This is a genomic window from Pseudomonas sp. RW407 (genome assembly GCF_003176655.1).
Taxonomy (GTDB): Bacteria; Pseudomonadota; Gammaproteobacteria; order Pseudomonadales; family Pseudomonadaceae; genus Pseudomonas; species Pseudomonas delhiensis.
In genome coordinates this window covers 1,262,290-1,278,732 of sequence record NZ_QGSL01000106.1, presented here as the reverse complement: position 1 = coordinate 1,278,732, position 16,443 = coordinate 1,262,290, and the positions used below count along the sequence as shown (strand labels likewise).

Here is a 16,443-nt window from a genome sequence, read left to right as displayed (position 1 = left end):
AAAAACGATGCCCATGCCGACCTTCCAGACGCCCTTCGCCGAACTCGACCTGATCCGCCAGCCGGAGCAACGCAACGACCCGCTGCAGGCCTTCGACGCCGCCGACGAATACCTGCTGCGCCAGGTGGCCGCCGACGGCCTGGCCGCAGGCTGCCGGGTGCTGGTGCTCAACGACGCCTTCGGCGCCCTGGCCGCGGGCCTGGCCGGCCATGCGCGGGTGACCAGCAGCGGCGACTCCTTCCTCGCCGCCCTGGCCCTGGGCAAGAACCTGGCGCGCAACGGCCTGGCGGAAGACGCCGTGGACTTCGTCCCGGCCAGCGAAACCCCGGCCGGGCCCTTCGACCTGGTGCTGCTGCGGGTGCCCAAGACCCTCGCCCTGCTGGAGGAACAGCTGATCCGCCTGCACGGCCGCCTGGCGCCGGGCGCCCGGGTGATCGCCGGGGCCATGGTCAAGCACCTGCCGCGCGCCGCCGGCGACCTGCTGGAGAAATACGTCGGCCCGGTGCAGGCCTCGCTGGCGGAGAAGAAGGCCCGGCTGCTGTTCGCCACGCCTGTGGACAAAGCGCCGGCCGCCTCGCCCTACCCCACCCGCTACACCCTGGACCAGCCGAAGCTGGAACTGCTCAACCACGCCAACGTGTTCTGCCGCGAAGGCCTGGACATCGGCACCCGCGCCTTCCTCCCGCACCTGCCGCGGGGCCTGGGCCGGGCACGGGTGGCGGACCTGGGCTGCGGCAACGGCGTGCTCGCCATCGCCAGCGCCCTGGCCAACCCGGAGGCCCGCTACACCCTGGTGGACGAGTCCTTCATGGCCGTGCAGTCGGCCCGCGAGAACTGGCGCGCCGCCCTGGGCGAGCGCGAAGCGGAGTTCCACGCCGCCGACGGCCTGGCCGGGCAGCCGGAAAACTCGCTGGACCTGGTGCTGTGCAACCCGCCCTTCCACCAGCAGCAGGTGGTCGGCGACTTCCTCGCCTGGCGCATGTTCCAGCAAGCCCGCCACGCCCTGGTCGCCGGCGGCCAGCTGTGGATAGTCGGCAACCGCCACCTGGGCTACCACGCCAAGCTCAAGCGCCTGTTCCGCGGCGTCGAGCAGGTGGCGGCGAACCCGAAGTTCGTGGTGCTCAAGGCCAGCAAGTGAGACGGGCGGACATTGCCTTGCAGTGACTGGCGGGCGCAAGATACACACATACCTGTACACACGTTACACAGGGAGGCCCATTGCATGTCCACATCGACGCTTCCCAGCCGCGTCTTCATGAATGGCAACAGCCAGGCGGTGCGCATCCCCCAGGAGTTCCGCCTGGATGCCAGCCGCGTGGAGATCCACCGCCAGCCCAACGGCGACCTGGTCATCCACCCGCTGCCCGAGGACCGCGGCGAGGCCCTGCTGCAGGCGCTCGCCGGCTTCGATGAGGACTTCGTCGAGGCCCTGGAGGAAGGCCAGCGCGAGCAGCCGCCGGTGCAGGAGCGTGAAGAGCTGTGAAATACCTGCTCGACACCAACATCCTCATCTACCTGCTGAAGAACCGCCCGGAATCCGTGGCCCGACGGGTCAACGCCCTGCCCGCCGACGCCGGGCTATGCATGTCCTTCATCACCTACGCCGAGCTGCTCAAGGGCGCCGAGCGCAGCACCCGGCGCGGCGAGGTCCTGCGCCAGCTGGAGCGCCTGACGCGCCAGGTGCCGGTGGTCTACGACGGCACCCCGCGCCTGTGCGAGCACTACGCGGCGCAATTCACCCGCCTCAAGCTGGCCGGCACGCCGATCGGCGCCAACGGCCTGTGGATCGCCTGCCACGCCCTGGCACTGGAGGCGACCCTGGTGACGCACAACACCCGCGAGCTCGAACGCATCGACGGGCTGCGCCTGGAGGATTGGGCAGCCGAGTAGGGCATCGCGGACGGAGTCCGCTCCTACGCGGCCCCAGCCACACTGCTCCCCTGTAGGAGCGCGCCCTGCGCGCGAATCGCGGGCAGGGCCCGCTCCTACAAGTTAGCGGGAAGCACGGTATTCCTCTCCGTAGGACCTTGTCCGCGATAGCCGGACGTATCAGCGCGATTCGCGGATGAGATCCGCTCCGCCATTCCGGTGTAGGAGCGAGCTTGCTCGCGAACGGAGCTCCCCGGCGGCGACTGTGCGTCGGGTTGATTCCGCGCCCTCTCCCCAACCCTCTCCCGCAAGCGGGAGAGGGAGCTGTTCGGCAGCGCCGGGAGGTTTGGAGCCAACCTGTAGGAGCGGACTCCGTCCGCGATAGCCGCAGGCTCCGGCGGTCCCTACGCCATGCCTACCCTGGGCGTAGGGCGAATAACCGTTCGCGGTTATCCGCCGTTGGCCAATGCGCCAAGGCCTGCCAACGACGGCGGATAACGCCTGTGGCGTTATGCGCCCTACAGTCGGGCGTCGTTCAGGGCTGCGGGGGTGTCCACGTCGCGCAGCACGCCCGGGTCGTCCACTTCCACGGGGTGCCAGGCCTCGCGGTGGGCCTGCAGCACCGTGCGGGCGCCTTCGTCGCCGTACAGGGCGCGCAGGGCTGGCCAGAAGGTTCGGCCGAAGAAGACCGGGTGGCCGCGCTGGCCTTCGTACAGGGGGAAGACGATACGTCGCTCGTCGGCCTCGGCAGCCAGGCGCCGCAAGGTCTGCGGCGCTATCCAGGGCATGTCGGCGAGCAGGATGGCGACGCTGTCGGCCGTGACCTCAGCCAGCGCGGCGACGCCGGCGGCCAGGCTGTGGCCCATGCCGGCCGCCGCTTCCGCGCAGCGCACGGTGGCGATATCCACAGGCACGCCGAGCGCGGCCGCGTCGTCTTCCGGGCGCAGCACCACCAGCACTTCGTCGAACGCCTCGCGGGCATTGGCCAGGCTCGCCGCCAGCAGGCCGCGGCCGTCGGCCAGGCGCGCCTGGCGCTTGTCGGCGCCGAAGCGGTGGCCGCAGCCGGCGGCCAGCAGCAGGGCGACGGTGCTCACAGGCTCTCGCGGGCGATGCCGCTGCGGGTGCGGAGGATGTCGGCGAGCACCGCCAGGGCGATTTCCGCCGGCGTCTTGCTGCCCAGGTTGAGGCCGATGGGCGCGTGGATGCGCGCCAGTTCGCGCTCGCCCAGGCCGCCGACGCGCTGCAGGCGCTCCCTGCGCCGGGCCGAGGTGGTGCGCGAGCCCATCACGCCGATGTAGAAGGCCTCGGTGCGCACCGCTTCGAGCATCGCCAGGTCGTCGATCTTCGGGTCGTGGGTCAGCGCCACCACCGCCGTGTCGGCGTGGCAGCCGCCGTTGGCGATGAAGATCGACGGCAGTTCGCGGCGGACCTCGATGCCGTCCAGCTCCACGCCATCCAGCGCCTCGTCGCGCGGATCGCAGAGGATCACTTCGAAGCCCAGGCCCTTGCCGAACTCGGCGCAGGCATGGGCCACGCTGGAATAGCCGGCCAGCAGCAGGCGCTGGGCGGCGCCGACGCGCAGTTGCACCGAGCCTTCGTCGCGCTCCACCCGAGGGCCATGCTCATGGTCGTCGTTCAGGCGGCGCGCGCCGCTGGCCAGGTCCACCCGGCGCAGCAGGCGGCGCTGGCCGAGCAGCGCCGCCTCCAGCTCGCGCAGGTGCGCCTGCACCTCGCAGTCCGACGCCAGGTTCTCCACCAGCACGTCGAGGATGCCGCCGCAGGGCAGGCGGATGTTGCTGCGCGCGTCGCCCTCGCCGTAGCGCACCACCTTCACCGGCTCGGCGAACTCGCCGTTGGCCACGCGTTCGAGGAAGTCATCCTCGACGCAGCCGCCGGACAGCGAGCCCACCCATTGCCCGCGCGGGTTCACCGCCAGCAGCGAGCCCGGCGCGCGGGGCGCCGAGCCGTAGGTGAAGAGCACGGTGCAGAGCCAGACGCGCTGGCCCTCGCCGGACCAGCGCAGCGCCTGGCGAACCACTTGCAGATCGAGATGTTGCACTTCACATCGCCTTGCCGGCATGGGCCGGCACGCCATCGGACTTCAGTCGCGCGACCGCCTGGGCGTCGAGGTCGCCGGGCAGGCCGCCCCAGCTCTGGCGCAGGTAGTTGAGCAGATCGGTGAGTTGCGCGTCATCCAGTTTATCCGCGAAGCCGGGCATCGGCTGCATGCGCTCGTAGCCGCCGAACTGCTGTTCGCCGATGCCGTCGACTATCACCCGCAGCAGGTTGCGCGAGTCGGCCAGGCGCAGGGTGGTGTTGCCCTGCATGGCCACGGCGATGTGCGGCTTGCCCTCGCCCTCGGTGCCGTGGCAGCCGGCGCAGACGTTCAGGTACTGCTGGCGGCCGCGCTTGGCGCTGGCGGAGAGCTGTGGATAAGCCACCGCCTGCACCACCTTGGCCGCCGGCGGCTGGTCGCCCAGCAGGTAGCTGGCCATGGCCTGCAGGTCGCCGCTGTCCAGGTGCTGGGTGCTGTGGTGCAGCACCGGGAACATCTCGTTGAACATGCTGCCCTGGGCGCTCATGCCGTGTTCGAGGAAGGCCGACAGGTCGGCGTGGTTCCAGCCGCGCGCGGCCAGGTCCCCGGGCAGCAGGCTGGGCGCCAGGTAGCCGTTGAGCAGGGCGCCGGACAGGCGCTTGTCCTGCTGCAGCGCGCCGATGGCGTTGCGCGGGGTGTGGCACTCGCCGCAGTGGCCGAGCACTTCCACCAGGTACTGGCCGCGCTGCCAGGGCTCGCTCCGGCCCTCGGCGCTCTGCAGCTGGACGCTCTTGCCGTACAGCAGGTTCCAGCCGGACAGCCCCGCGCGCACGTTGAACGGGAAGCTCAGCGCGGTCTCGGGCGCGGCGCGGTGCACGGGCTCGACGGTCATCAGGTAGGCGTGGATGGCATCGGCGTCCTCGCGCCGGATCAGGTGGTACGAGGTGTAGGGCATCGCCGGGTAGAGGTTGGCGCCGTCCTTGCGCTTGCCCTCGGTGAGGGCGGCGAAGAAGTCGTCGGCGCTGTAGTTGCCGATGCCGTATTCCTTGTCCGGGGTGATGTTGCTGCCGTAGATGGTGCCGAACGGCGAGGCGATCGGCAGGCCACCGGCGAAGGGCGCGCCGCCCGCCGCGGTGTGGCAGGCCATGCAGTCGGCGGCGCGGGCCAGGTATTCGCCGCGCTTGACCAGGTCGGCATCGGCGGCCTGGGCGCCGGCGGCCAGGCCCAGCCCGGCGGCCAGCAGCAGGCCGGTTAGCGATCGAGCCATGCTCAGCCCTCCTTGACCAGGCCGAGGTCGGCGAGGACCTCCGCGGTAGCGTTGTAGTAGCGCACGTAGCCGGTGCAGCGGCAGATGTGGTGGCCCAGGCTGGCCTCGATCACCGACTCCAGCTCGCTCTTCTTCAGCGGCTGGCGCTGGGCCTTTTCCACCAGCACGGTGGCGGCGTTGACGAAGCCCGGCGCGCAGTAGCTGCACTGGAAGGCGAAGCGCTCGACGAATTTCTGCTGGATCGGGTTGAGTTCGCTCACCTGGCCCTGCGCGTCGCGCTTGGCGTGGCCTTCGATGGTGCGCACCTGCTTGCCGTCGAACCAGTTGGCGCCGGTGATGCAGGTGCGCACTTCCTCGCTGGTGCCGTCGGGGTTGTCGACGATCACCACGCAGGCGTGGCAGATGCCCTGGCCGCAGCCCAGGCGCGAGCCGGTGAGGTTCTGGTATTCGTGCAGGTAGTCGATCATCGGCAGGTCTTCGGGGACCTCTACCGGGCCGACGCCTTGACCGTTGAGGGTCAGCTGGAGCTTAGCCATCGAGGGCCTCCTTGATGCGGGCGGGGGTGGCGGGCAGGTCGCGGACGCGCTTGCCGATGGCGTGGGCGATGGCGTTGCCCACGGCGCCGGCGATGGGGATCATCACCACTTCGGCGATGCCCTTGGACGGGTCGCTGGGCGACAGCGGCGGGAGGATTTCCGAGGTCTGCTGCCACACCGCCACGTCCTTGGCGCGCGGCAGGCGGTAGCGGTTGAAGTTCCAGTCGCCCTCGGCCGGGCCGCCCTCGTGCAGCGGCATTTCCTCCAGCAGCGCGTGGCCCAGGCCCATGGCGGTGCCGCCCTCGATCTGGCCCTTGACCAGTTCCGGCACCAGCACCCGGCCGCACTCGACCCAGGAGTGGTGGTTGAGCACCTGCACCTCGTGGCTGCCCTTGTTGACCTTCAGCTCCACCAGGGTGGCCACCGGGCTGTAGTAGGTGACCGCGGCGTTGTTCAGCTGCACCGGCGGGTAGTTCACGTTGCTGCGCTCCAGCAGGTGGAAGCCGGCGCTGGTCATCTGCGCCTTCTTCGCCTGGGGCGCGCCGTCGCCGTACTTCACCGCCAAGCCGTCCAGCGGCAGGCGCTCGCTGACGCCATCGATGCTGAACTCGCATTCGGCCCAGCTCCAGCGGTTGAAGGCGTGCACCGTGGCGCCGGTGACCAGGCCGCGCTCGTGGGCGCGCTTGGCCAGCACGGCGAAGGGCAGCGGCTGCATGCCGTTGGCGGTGAGTTCGCCGTTCACCCAGTGGGCGTCTTCGCGGCGCACCACATAGGGGTTGGCCTGGCCGCCGAACGGGCCCTGGCGCCAGATTTCCAGGGCCGCCGGCCACAGGCCGTGGTTGAACAGCACGCGCGCCGCCTCGCGGGTAGCGTGGCTGAAGTAGTAGGCCGAGTTGGTGGCCGAGGACGCCGAGGCGTACTTGCCCACCCAGCGCGGGTTACGCAGCTTCTCGTCCTGGGCGGCCTGGCTCATGGTGTAGGGGTCTTCGCCGCTGACCAGCTGCAGCTCCGGCCACTGCGTCTCGGCGGTCTTCACTTCGTCCGCCGGGCGGCCGAGGAAGTCGGCGGCGACCAGGGCCTGGGAGGTGGACATGCCGGTGCCGATCTCGATGCCGATGTGGCGCAACTGGATGCGCCCCTCGGCGTCGAACTCCAGGCTGGCCATGGGCGCCTCGGAGCCGGTGCCGAAGTCCTTCTGGCAGATGGCGAAGCCGACGCCGTACCAGTTGTCCGGGTCCTGCGCGTCGAACTGCTTCTTGCGCTCGGCGCGGTTCTTCCACACCTCGTGGGCGGCGGCCTTGTCGAGGATCTCGTGCAGGCGCAGGGCGCCGGCGGGCACTGCGCCCTGGGTGTTCTTCATGCCCGAGACCAGGGCGTTGCGCCGGCGCAGCTCGATGGGGTCGACGCCCAGGCGCCCGGCGATCTCGTCCACCATCATCTCGGTGGAGGCCATGCTCTGCAGGGTGCCATAGCCGCGCATGGAGCCGGCCTCGACGCCGCGCGAATGGTAGGCGGTGGCCTGCAGGTCGCTCTGCGGCATGTAGTAGATGGACTGCGCGGCGGTGGCGCCCACCGCGGCCACCGAGGCGCTGTAGTTGGCGCGGCCGCCGCCGTCCAGGCTCATCTCGGCGCGGAAGATGCGGAAGCCCAGGTCCTTCTTGTCCACCGCCAGTTGGTAGCGGATGTCGAAGGCGTGGCGCTTGATGCCGCTCTGGAACTGCTCGTAGCGGTCGTTGGCCAGGCGCACCGGCACGCCTTCGCCGTACAGCGCCGCCAGGGCCGCGTAGAAGACGAAGATGTTGTGGTCCTTGGAGCCGTAGCCGACGGTGTAGCCGGGGTGGATGTTCAGCGTGGCCAGGCCGAAGCGCGACGGCGCGATCATGTGCACCGTCTCGTAGGCGGCCTCGAACGGGCACTGGGTGGCGACCACGAAGTGCAGGGTCTTGCTGGCCGGGTCGTACCAGCCGTTGCCGTTGTCCGGCTCCAGGGCCGCGGGCTCGATGGACGGCGTCCTGTAGCGCTCGTCGAAGACCAGCCAGTCGGCCGGCGGGTTGTCGACCTGGTCCTTGATCTTCTGCGCGTAGAACAGGCCCTGCTCGGTGAGGTTGCCGTGCTGGCTGGGCTGCTGGTCCCACACCGGCTTGCGGTTGCGGATCAGCGGGAACAGGATCGAGGCCTTGAGGCTGGAGAACTCGTCCTCGTCGGCCGAGGTCTTCCCGCCCACCCGCACGTAGCGGAAGCTGCCGTAGGGGTCGCCCTGGTACAGCGGCGCCTGGGCGCCGTAGCGGATGGCCTTGTCGTTGAACTTCAGCTTGAGCTTGGCTCGGCGGAAGCGCTCGAAGTCGTGCCAGATGAGGATCGCCACCGGGTGGCCGATGAACATCGGCACCTTGCCGGTGGGCAGCAGCGGGTCCGGCCCGTGGGCCTCGGGGAAGGCGATGCCGTCCTTCGCCAGGTCGTCGGCGGTGACGATGCGGTCCGGCTGCAGGTCGTCGCCCAGCCAGGCGAGGTCGTAGCCTTCGTAGAGGCGGTCGGCCTTGAGCGTCTTCAGCAGCATGGCGTGGCCCTGCTGCTGCGGCCAGCCGGGCATGTCCCTGGCGCGGATGTCGCGGGCGAACACCTTGTTGCCGCAGACCTTGGAAATGGCGTCGTTGCGGAAGCGCACCTTGCCGTCGTGGCCGAGCCACTGCTCGGCCGGCACCGTCACGCTCTTCTCCATCAAGGCAGCGAAGGCCCGGCTGCCCAGCGGCGCCAGGGTGACGCTCACGCCGGCGATCAGACCGCCCTGGAGGAAGGCGCGCCGGGAGATATCACGGTTGGACATGGATCATCCTCTGGGCGGTGCACTACCCGCCCATGTCGTTATGGAGTTCTGGAACCGGCGGAACCGAGGCATGGAACGGCGCGACGACGGCATTGCGAGCCGCATCGTCCTACGGAAAATCCTGACCGATACGTCAACTTTACCCAAATCGCACGCCTCAGGCAAAAGTTAAGCAGGGCGGTCAGCGAACCGAATGCGTCGGCGCCGTCCACTCGTCTGAAGGAAAATGCCTACCGAATTTGTTACGGCGTGCTACGCTCACCGGCCTTTGCTTAGCTCCCTAACCAGTCGTCCGCGCACCATGTCCGCCGAAGCCACCTCGCTGCTCCGCCACCGTCCCTTCCTCGCCTTCTGGCTCGCCCGCGTGTGCACCGCCAGCGGTTTCCAGATGCTCACCGTGGCCATCGGCTGGCACATGTACGAGCTGACCCACAACGTGCTCGACCTCGGCCTGGTGGGCCTGGTGGAGTTCCTCCCACGGGTGCTGTTCATGCTGCACACCGGGCACGTCGCCGACCGCTACGACCGGCGCAAGGTCGCCGCGCTGCGCCAGGTGGCCCAGGGCCTGGTGGCGCTGGCCCTGGTGCTGGGCGCCAGCACCGGCAGCGTGACCCGCGAGATGATCTTCGTGCTGGCCTTCCTGCTCGGCAGCGCGCGCTCCTTCGAGATGCCGACCACCCAGGCGCTGCTGCCGAACCTAGTGCCCACCGCCCTCTTCCCCCGCGCGGTGGCCGCCTCGGCCTCGGCCATGCAGGCGGCGACCATCGCCGCGCCGGCCCTGGGCGGCCTGCTCTACGCCTTCGGCGCCTTCTGGGTGTACGCGCCGACCACGCTGCTCTACTTCATGGCCTGCGCGCTGTCGCTGAGCCTGCAGGTGCGCCGGCAGAACGGCATCCAGGGCAAGGCCAGCCTGCAGTCGCTGATGGCCGGCATCCACTTCATCCGCAGCCGCCCGGACATCTTCGGCGCCATTTCCCTGGACCTGTTCGCCGTGCTGCTGGGCGGCGCCACCGCGCTGCTGCCGGTGTTCGCCAAGGACATCCTGCTCACCGGCCCCTGGGGCCTGGGCCTGCTGCGTTCGGCACCGGCGCTGGGCGCGCTGCTGATGTCGTTCTGGCTGGCGCGCTTCCCCATCGAGCGCAACGTCGGGCGCATCATGTTCCTGGCGGTGGGCATCTTCGGCGTGGCGACCATCGCCTTCGGCCTGTCCACCTCCTTCTGGCTGTCCCTGGGCGTGCTGGTGGTGCTGGGCGCGGCGGACATGATCAGCATGGTGATCCGCGGCGCCTTCGTGCAGCTGGAAACCCCGGACGAGATGCGCGGCCGCGTCAGCGCGGTGAACGGCCTGTTCATCGGCGCCAGCAACCAGCTCGGCGAGTTCGAGTCGGGGCTGACGGCGCACTGGTTCGGCACGGTGCCGGCGGTGGTTATTGGTGGCGTGGGGACGCTGGTTGTTACTGGGGCGTGGATGAGGCTGTTTCCGACGTTGGCGCAGCGCGACAAGCTGCATTGAGGCTTCGCCGCTTCTCGTAGGAGCGAGCTTGCTCGCGAACAGCGTTTCCCGGCGACTTTGCGCTCTGGGTTGCAGAGCACCCTCTCCCCAGCCCTCTCCCTGAAGGGAGAGGGGGCTTGTCCGTGCCGAGAACGATCTGGTTTCCGCCGGGAACACCATGCCTGCCGGCTAACTCCAGAACGCCCGACTCTGCCCAACGGTCCCCTCTCCCTTCAGGGAGAGGGTTAGGGAGAGGGAGCGGAATCAGCCCCAGGCGCTGTAGCGACAGGGAAACGCCATTCGCGAGCAAGCTCGCTCCTACGAAAAACCCAAAAGCCCCCGCCAAAGCAGGGGCTACAGGCCCCCGAAGGCGCCCAGATGGGAGTCTCAGTGCGGCGTCCCCAACCCCGCCGCATTCATCAGCAGGCGCATCAGCCAGGCCGCCACGCCCAGGGCGGCGACGCTGGCCGCCCAGATCAGCACCAGCCAGCCCAGCCGCTTGCGCAGCGGCGCCTTGCCCTGTTCGTCCGGTGTCATGCCGCGGCCCTCAGTGGTAGCCATCGCCGTGCTTCACCTTGCCGCGGAACACGTAGTAGCTCCAGGCGGTGTAGCCGAGGATGAAGGGGATGATGAACAGCGCGCCCACCAGCATGAAGCCCTGGCTCTGCGGCGGCGCCGAGGCAGCCTGGATGCTCACCCCCGGCGGGATGATGTTCGGCCACAGGCTGATGCCCAGGCCGCTGTAGCCGAGGAAGATCAGCACCAGGGTGAGCACGAAGGGCAGCGCGTTGTCGTTGCGCGCCACCGAGCGCAGCAGGGCGTAGAAGCTCACCAGCACCAGCAGCGGCACCGGCAGGAACCAGAACAGGTTGGGCAGGCTGAACCAGCGCTGGGCGATGGCCGGGTGGGCCAGCGGCGTCCACAGGCTGACGATGCCGATCACCGCCAGCAGCACCAGCGCCAGCGGGCGCGCTAGGTCGTGCATGCGCTCCTGCAGCTTGCCCTCGGTCTTCATGATCAGCCAGGTGCAGCCGAGCAGGCTGTAGGCGACGATCAGCGCCAGGCCGCAGAACAGCGGGAAGGGCGCCAGCCAGTCCAGCGAGCCGCCGGCGTACTGGCCGTCGACCACCGGCAGGCCCTCGATGAAGGCGCCCAGGGCCACGCCCTGGAAGAAGGTCGCCGCCAGCGAGCCGCCGATGAAGGCCTTGTCCCAGATGTGCCGCTTGTGCGCCTTGGCCTTGAAGCGGAACTCGAAGGCCACGCCGCGGAAGATCAGCCCCACCAGCATCAGCACCAGCGGCAGGTACAGCGCCGAGAGCACCACCGAGTAGGCCATAGGGAAGGCGCCGAACAGCGCTGCGCCGCCGAGCACCAGCCAGGTCTCGTTGCCGTCCCACACTGGCGCCACCGTGTTCATCATCACGTCGCGGTCGCGCTCGTCCTTGAAGAACGGGTAGAGCATGCCGATCCCCAGGTCGAAGCCGTCCATCACTACGTACATCATCACGCCGAAGATGATGATGATCGCCCAGATCAGCGGAAGGTCGATGCCCATCGTCAGTTCCTCCCTTCCCGGTCGTCGTCATCGTCGTCGAAGCCCTCGGCGGTGGCCGACAGCGGCCGCGCCGCGGTGCGCTGGCGCCCGGCGCCGCCCTCGTTGTGCTCGCGCCCCTCGTGGGTGACCGGGCCCTTGCGCACCAGGCGCATCATGTAGCCGATGCCCACGCCGAACAGCGAGAAGTACACCAGCACGAACATCACCAGGGTCAGGCTCATCTGCAGGGTGCTGTGGTTGGACACCGCGTCCGCGGTGCGCATCAGCCCGTAGACCACCCAGGGCTGGCGGCCGACCTCGGTGGTGAACCAGCCGGCGAGGATCGCCAGCAGCCCCGAGGGGCCCATCCACAGCGCCAGGCGCAGGAAGGCGCGGTTGCTGAACAGCCCCCCACGCCAGCGCAGCCACAGGCTCCAGACGCCGACCAGGATCATCAGCATGCCCAGGCCGGCCATGATGCGGAACGACCAGAAGACCACGGTGGAATTGGGCCGGTCCTCGCGCGGGAAGTCCTTCAGCGCCGGGATCGGCTCGCTCAGGCTGTGCTTGAGGATCAGGCTGCCGAGCACCGGGATTTCCACCTTGAAGCGGGTTTCCTCGCGCTGCATGTCCGGCCAGCCGAACAGGATCAGCGGCGTCGGGCCGCCCTCGGCGTTGTCCCAGTGGCCCTCGATGGCGGCGATCTTCGCCGGCTGGTGCTCCAGGGTGTTCAGGCCGTGGGCGTCGCCGATCATGGCCTGGATGGGCGCCACCAGCAGCGCCATCCACATGGCCATGGAAAGCATCTTGCGGATCGCCGGGTTGTCGCGCCCGCGCAGCAGGTGCCAGGCCGCCGAGGCGCCGACGAAGAAGGCCGTGGCGAGGAAGGCGGCGATGCTCATGTGCAGCAGGCGGTAGGGGAAGGACGGGTTGAAGATCACCGCGAACCAGTCCACCGGGATCACCCGCCCGTCGACCACCTCGAAGCCCTGCGGGGTCTGCATCCAGCTGTTGGAGGCGAGGATCCAGAAGGTCGACATCAGGGTGCCCAGGGCCACCATCACCGTGGCGAAGAAGTGCAGCCCCGGGCCGACGCGGTTCCAGCCGAACAGCATCACGCCGAGGAAGCCGGCCTCGAGGAAGAAGGCGGTGAGCACCTCGTAGGTCAGCAAGGGTCCGGTGATGCTCCCGGCGTAGGCGGAGAAGTGGCTCCAGTTGGTGCCGAACTGGTAGGCCATCACCAGGCCGGAGACCACGCCCATGCCGAAGTTCACCGCGAATATCTTCGACCAGAAGTGGTAGAGGTCGCGGTAGACCTCCTGGCCGCTCTTCAGCCACAGCCCTTCGAGCACCGCCAGGTAACTGGCCAGGCCGATGGTGATGGCGGGGAAGATGATGTGGAAGGAGACGGTAAAGGCGAACTGGATACGCGCCAGTTCCAACGCCTCGAGACCCAACATGACGTTTCCTCTTCAGGGTGACGCCCGTCGTCGCACGCAGCGGGCAGCTCGCCGGCGCACGGACGCCGGGGTTTCAGCAGTGATCCTGGAATCGGATTCTTGTTCGGGCCGGCGGACCGGAGGTCTGCGGCGGTACGCCAAGCAAAGACTAGCAGGGCGCGCATTGATGCAGCTCAAGAAAGCGTATCGATGTTACGCCGCACGCCGCGGCTTGCCGCCGTGGTGGGTTGCCGCGCGGCAGGCTGTCGCGCGGCAGCCTGTCTCAGCGGTCATTCATTATGAAAACAAGTCATATGCAGATGAATAAATAATATTTTAATGGAATAAAAAATCCCGGTAGCTTTCGCTCCAACGGCCTCCGCAGAGGGGCCGGAGCCAACCCCCGCCGCCCTGCGCCGCCGCCACGAGCCGCGGCCTGATCGCCGGCACGCTGCCCTACAAGGACATCGCCATGAAGAAACTGCTGCTCCTGACTGCCCTCGCCGCCGCCTTCAGCGCCTCGGTCAACGCCAACGAGAAACTGGTGGTGGCCGCCACCCCGGTCCCCCATGCCGAGATCCTCGAGCTGATCAAGCCGACCCTGGCCAAGGAAGGCGTGGACCTGGAGATCAAGGTCTTCACCGACTACGTGCAGCCCAACGTGCAGGTGGCCGAGAAGCGCCTGGACGCCAACTACTTCCAGACCAAGCCGTACCTGGACAACTTCAACAAGGGCAAGGGCACCAACCTGGTCACCGTGACCGGCGTGCACGTCGAACCCTTCGGCGGCTACTCGAAGAAGTACAAGTCCCTGAGCGAGCTGCCCGACGGCGCCACCGTCGCCCTGCCCAACGAGGGCAGCAACAGCGGCCGCGCCCTGCTCCTGCTGCAGAAGGCCGGCGTGATCAAGCTGAAGGACCCGAGCAACGCCCTGGCCACCCCGAAAGACATCGCCGAGAACCCCAAGCACCTGAAGTTCAAGGAGCTGGAATCGGCCCTGCTGCCCCGCGTGCTGGACCAGGTCGACCTGGACCTGATCAACACCAACTACGCCCTGGAGGCCAAGCTCAACCCGGTGAAGGACGCCCTGATCCTCGAGGACCGCAACTCGCCCTACGTGAACTACCTGGTGGCGCGCCCGGACAACAAGGACAGCGACGCCCTGAAGAAACTCTCCGCGGCGCTGACCAGCCCGGAAGTGAAGGCCTTCATCGAGAAGAAATACGACGGCGCGGTGATCCCCGCCTTCTGATCGATGGGCGCGCCCCAGCCAAGGGGCGCGCCGTCTTCACACGCACGCGCCGGTGCCCGCCACCGGCGTTTTCATTTCGAGAGCCGTGCCGATGAAAACTCCCCAACCGCTGCTGACCTTCCCCGACGCCGACAAGAGCCCGCTGAGCATCCGCGCCAAGGCACTGGTGTTCTTCGACCCGCGTTCGCACCAGGTGCGCGACGAGGTCGAGCGCCTGGCCCCGGGCCTGCAGCCGGTGCTGATCCGCGGCGAGACCGGCACCGGCAAGGAACTGCTGGCCCGGCACATCCACCGCGCCAGCGAGCGCCCCGGGCTGTTCGTCGCGGTCAGTTGCAGCGCGCTGAGCCGCAACTTCGCCGAGGCCGAGCTGTTCGGCTACGCCCCCGGCGCGCACAACGGCCCGGTGGGCAGCCGCGCCGGCTGGCTGGGCTCGGCCAACGGCGGCACCCTGTACCTGGACGAGATCGCCGACCTGCCGCTGGGGTTGCAGGAGAAACTCCTGCGCGTGCTGCAGGAGCGCGAGGTGCTGCGCGTCGGCGCCCGCGAGCCGATCCCGGTGGACGTGCGCCTGGTGGTGGCCACCAGCATCGACCTGGGCCAGGCGGTGGCCGCCGGCAAGTTCCTCGAACCGCTGCGGCAATACCTGGTGGACGGCGACCTGGAGCTACCGCCGCTGCGCCAGCGCATCGGCGACATCCTGCCGCTGGCCGAATACTTCCTCGGCATCCACGCCCAGCGCCTGGACCTGCCGGTGCCGCACATCGGCGAAGCAGCCCAGGCGGCGCTGGAGGCCTACCCCTGGCCGGGCAACATCCGCGAGCTGGAGAACATCATCCACTTCGCCCTGCTGGTCAGCCCGGGCGAGGAAATCCAGCCGCAGCACCTCAACCTGCCGGACAGCGCGCCAGCGGACCTGCGCCGGCTGCTGCGCCAGCCCGGCGTGCGCGAGCAGTTGCTCGCGTTACTGGAAAAAGACTCCCTGCCGTAGGGACGCGCCGGGACCTGAGGCTATCGCGGACGGAGTCTCCTACGCCGCCACCGCTGTCCCACCTGTAGGAGCGCGCCCTGCGCGCGAAATCGCGGGCAGGGCCCGCTCCTACAGGGGAATGACATGGCTCGGGCAGCGCAGGAGCGGACTCCGTCCACGATCCGGCCAACAGGCCGTCACCGTCTCAGTTGGAATGGGCGACCACCGGCGTGCAGGAAGGGGTGGACAGCGTCGCCGGGCTGATCAGCAGGCCGGGCATCATCCGCGAGGTGCAGTTGAAGACGCGCCCCTTGGTGGTCCTGGCGGTATAGGAAAGCTCCTGGGTGCCCAGGGGATCGGGTTGCCCCGCCTTGACGTCGCGGATGACGAGTTCGTCGGAAGAGGCGAGGCCGATCATCTGGGCGGTGGCTGCCTGCAGGGGGACTATCGCCTGGTTGGGCGTCATGGTGGTGCAGGCGGCCAGGGGAGCCACCAGGGCGAAAACGAGGCAGATGCGGGTGAGGTTCATGCGACGGGTGTCCTGATCAAGGGTTGGAGTGTTGCCGGCGACGACACTAACCAAACACCCGACGACCCGAAGTCGGATCTTTCCGAGTAAACCCCAAGCCATGTATGAAACCGCCCTGGCCTGCCTACAGACCATGGCGGAGGACATCCGCCGGCAGGGCCGGCGGTCAATCGCGGACGGAGTCCGCTCCTACAGGGATGCCGTACCTTCACCGGACCGTAGGAGCGGACTCCGTCCGCGATCAGCGGCATACGCCGCCCTCCCAGGCGCATCGCGCACCTACGAAAACGCGACTCCCAGGCTTCGAACGTCCACGAAAAGCGACGAATGGTCGCAGTGAAACGATTCGCCTACCCCCATGCCCGGCAGCAGGGAATCCTGATGAAAAGGTCAAAAACAGGTATTTCTCTGACGCCAACGGCAAAAGGCAGTCTCATCGACCACATCAATACCGATCATCAGGCACATCAACTTCAATTTGTCATGTGAATCAGGGAAAATGGCTACCAGGCAGTCGGGACCCAATTTCCCCGGCGCCCTTGGAGACTATCGTGACCAGCTTTGCCGCTCTTGCCAGCTTTTTCGCCGCCACCGCTTTCCTGAACGTACCGCAGCAGGTCGATCCGGAACGCCGTGAAGTCCGCCGCGCGAAGCCCCGCCGCAAGTAAAGCAGTACCCGCTCCGCTCGGCCCCCGCACG

16 protein-coding genes are annotated in these 16,443 nt (G+C 68.5%); 7 read left to right on the top strand and 9 right to left on the bottom strand.

Translation table 11 applies throughout. From position 1 onward, the window contains the following. The first annotated feature begins 13 nt into the window (after window positions 1-13). The 3 genes from DK254_RS22460 (at window position 14) to DK254_RS22450 (ending at window position 1,890) form a co-directional block, all read left to right on the top strand. Complete coding sequence (locus DK254_RS22460; protein WP_109935817.1) at window positions 14-1,138, top strand: class I SAM-dependent methyltransferase; 1,125 nt, start codon at window positions 14-16, stop codon at window positions 1,136-1,138. An 84-nt stretch (window positions 1,139-1,222) separates the two neighbouring features. Continuing rightward, window positions 1,223-1,483 (top strand): antitoxin, encoded by a 261-nt coding sequence (locus DK254_RS22455; protein WP_089390172.1) that lies wholly within the window; start codon window positions 1,223-1,225, stop codon window positions 1,481-1,483. Next, on the top strand, window positions 1,480-1,890 hold the full coding sequence (locus tag DK254_RS22450) for a type II toxin-antitoxin system VapC family toxin (protein WP_109935544.1): 411 nt from the start codon (window positions 1,480-1,482) through the stop codon (window positions 1,888-1,890). The genes DK254_RS22455 and DK254_RS22450 overlap by 4 nt, the downstream gene beginning before the upstream one ends. 497 nt (window positions 1,891-2,387) lie before the next feature. Here DK254_RS22450 and DK254_RS22445 read toward each other — a convergent pair whose 3' ends face one another. The 5 genes from DK254_RS22445 to DK254_RS22425 are packed head-to-tail and all read right to left on the bottom strand — an operon-like array spanning window position 2,388 to window position 8,531. After that, complete coding sequence (locus DK254_RS22445) at window positions 2,388-2,963, bottom strand: NTP transferase domain-containing protein (RefSeq protein ID WP_109935543.1); 576 nt, start codon at window positions 2,961-2,963, stop codon at window positions 2,388-2,390. Continuing rightward, a complete protein-coding gene (locus DK254_RS22440) occupies window positions 2,960-3,928 on the bottom strand; it encodes an XdhC family protein (protein ID WP_109935542.1) in 969 nt (322 codons plus the stop codon). Before DK254_RS22440 ends, DK254_RS22445 begins: the two co-directional genes overlap by 4 nt. A gap of 1 nt (window position 3,929) precedes the next feature. Then, a complete protein-coding gene (locus DK254_RS22435) occupies window positions 3,930-5,171 on the bottom strand; it encodes a cytochrome c (protein ID WP_109935541.1) in 1,242 nt (413 codons plus the stop codon). A 2-nt stretch (window positions 5,172-5,173) separates the two neighbouring features. After that, window positions 5,174-5,707, bottom strand: a complete 534-nt coding sequence (locus DK254_RS22430; protein WP_089390167.1) for a (2Fe-2S)-binding protein — start codon at window positions 5,705-5,707, stop codon at window positions 5,174-5,176. Beyond that, window positions 5,700-8,531, bottom strand: coding sequence for a xanthine dehydrogenase family protein molybdopterin-binding subunit (locus DK254_RS22425; protein WP_109935540.1), 2,832 nt, complete (start codon window positions 8,529-8,531; stop codon window positions 5,700-5,702). Before DK254_RS22425 ends, DK254_RS22430 begins: the two co-directional genes overlap by 8 nt. A gap of 301 nt (window positions 8,532-8,832) precedes the next feature. Between DK254_RS22425 and DK254_RS22420 the strand changes: the two genes are divergently transcribed. Beyond that, window positions 8,833-10,044: an MFS transporter gene (locus DK254_RS22420; RefSeq protein WP_109935539.1), complete on the top strand. Its 1,212-nt coding sequence runs from the start codon at window positions 8,833-8,835 to the stop codon at window positions 10,042-10,044. A gap of 366 nt (window positions 10,045-10,410) precedes the next feature. On the opposite strand, the gene DK254_RS22415 is transcribed toward DK254_RS22420, so the two are convergent. From DK254_RS22415 to DK254_RS22405, 3 genes are read right to left on the bottom strand one after another with little or no spacing between them, the layout of a single operon-like run. Further along, window positions 10,411-10,560, bottom strand: a complete 150-nt coding sequence (locus DK254_RS22415) for a DUF2474 domain-containing protein (protein WP_109935538.1) — start codon at window positions 10,558-10,560, stop codon at window positions 10,411-10,413. Window positions 10,561-10,570: 10 nt separating this feature from the next. Further along, window positions 10,571-11,578: a cytochrome d ubiquinol oxidase subunit II gene (gene cydB, locus DK254_RS22410; protein WP_109935537.1), complete on the bottom strand. Its 1,008-nt coding sequence runs from the start codon at window positions 11,576-11,578 to the stop codon at window positions 10,571-10,573. 2 nt (window positions 11,579-11,580) lie between these two features. Further along, complete coding sequence (locus DK254_RS22405; RefSeq protein WP_109935536.1) at window positions 11,581-13,017, bottom strand: cytochrome ubiquinol oxidase subunit I; 1,437 nt, start codon at window positions 13,015-13,017, stop codon at window positions 11,581-11,583. A 451-nt stretch (window positions 13,018-13,468) separates the two neighbouring features. On the opposite strand from DK254_RS22405, the gene DK254_RS22400 reads away from it, so the two are divergent. Both DK254_RS22400 and DK254_RS22395 read left to right on the top strand, forming a co-directional pair. Then, window positions 13,469-14,248, top strand: a complete 780-nt coding sequence (locus DK254_RS22400) for a MetQ/NlpA family ABC transporter substrate-binding protein (RefSeq protein ID WP_109935535.1) — start codon at window positions 13,469-13,471, stop codon at window positions 14,246-14,248. 91 nt (window positions 14,249-14,339) lie between these two features. Then, a complete protein-coding gene (locus tag DK254_RS22395) occupies window positions 14,340-15,236 on the top strand; it encodes a sigma 54-interacting transcriptional regulator (RefSeq protein WP_109935534.1) in 897 nt (298 codons plus the stop codon). A gap of 184 nt (window positions 15,237-15,420) precedes the next feature. Here the strand turns inward: DK254_RS22395 and DK254_RS22390 are convergent, their stop codons facing one another. After that, on the bottom strand, window positions 15,421-15,744 hold the full coding sequence (locus tag DK254_RS22390) for a hypothetical protein (protein ID WP_109935533.1): 324 nt from the start codon (window positions 15,742-15,744) through the stop codon (window positions 15,421-15,423). Window positions 15,745-16,071: 327 nt separating this feature from the next. Between DK254_RS22390 and DK254_RS34180 the strand changes: the two genes are divergently transcribed. Next, window positions 16,072-16,233: a hypothetical protein gene (locus tag DK254_RS34180; protein WP_158546432.1), complete on the top strand. Its 162-nt coding sequence runs from the start codon at window positions 16,072-16,074 to the stop codon at window positions 16,231-16,233. Window positions 16,234-16,443 lie beyond the last annotated feature (210 nt).

Excerpts from the sequence above, each read along its gene's own strand:
- DK254_RS22435 (WP_109935541.1), bottom strand. The coding sequence starts at position 5,171 with ATGGCTCGATCGCTAACCGGCCTGCTGCTGGCCGCCGGGCTGGGCCTG.
- DK254_RS22425 (WP_109935540.1), bottom strand. The coding sequence starts at position 8,531 with ATGTCCAACCGTGATATCTCCCGGCGCGCCTTCCTCCAGGGCGGTCTG.
- DK254_RS22430 (WP_089390167.1), bottom strand. The coding sequence starts at position 5,707 with ATGGCTAAGCTCCAGCTGACCCTCAACGGTCAAGGCGTCGGCCCGGTA.
- DK254_RS34180 (WP_158546432.1), top strand. The coding sequence starts at position 16,072 with ATGGTCGCAGTGAAACGATTCGCCTACCCCCATGCCCGGCAGCAGGGA.
- DK254_RS22415 (WP_109935538.1), bottom strand. The coding sequence starts at position 10,560 with ATGACACCGGACGAACAGGGCAAGGCGCCGCTGCGCAAGCGGCTGGGC.
- DK254_RS22390 (WP_109935533.1), bottom strand. The coding sequence starts at position 15,744 with ATGAACCTCACCCGCATCTGCCTCGTTTTCGCCCTGGTGGCTCCCCTG.
- DK254_RS22455 (WP_089390172.1), top strand. The coding sequence starts at position 1,223 with ATGTCCACATCGACGCTTCCCAGCCGCGTCTTCATGAATGGCAACAGC.
- DK254_RS22395 (WP_109935534.1), top strand. The coding sequence starts at position 14,340 with ATGAAAACTCCCCAACCGCTGCTGACCTTCCCCGACGCCGACAAGAGC.
- DK254_RS22400 (WP_109935535.1), top strand. The coding sequence starts at position 13,469 with ATGAAGAAACTGCTGCTCCTGACTGCCCTCGCCGCCGCCTTCAGCGCC.
- DK254_RS22405 (WP_109935536.1), bottom strand. The coding sequence starts at position 13,017 with ATGTTGGGTCTCGAGGCGTTGGAACTGGCGCGTATCCAGTTCGCCTTT.
- cydB (WP_109935537.1), bottom strand. The coding sequence starts at position 11,578 with ATGGGCATCGACCTTCCGCTGATCTGGGCGATCATCATCATCTTCGGC.
- DK254_RS22420 (WP_109935539.1), top strand. The coding sequence starts at position 8,833 with ATGTCCGCCGAAGCCACCTCGCTGCTCCGCCACCGTCCCTTCCTCGCC.
- DK254_RS22460 (WP_109935817.1), top strand. The coding sequence starts at position 14 with ATGCCGACCTTCCAGACGCCCTTCGCCGAACTCGACCTGATCCGCCAG.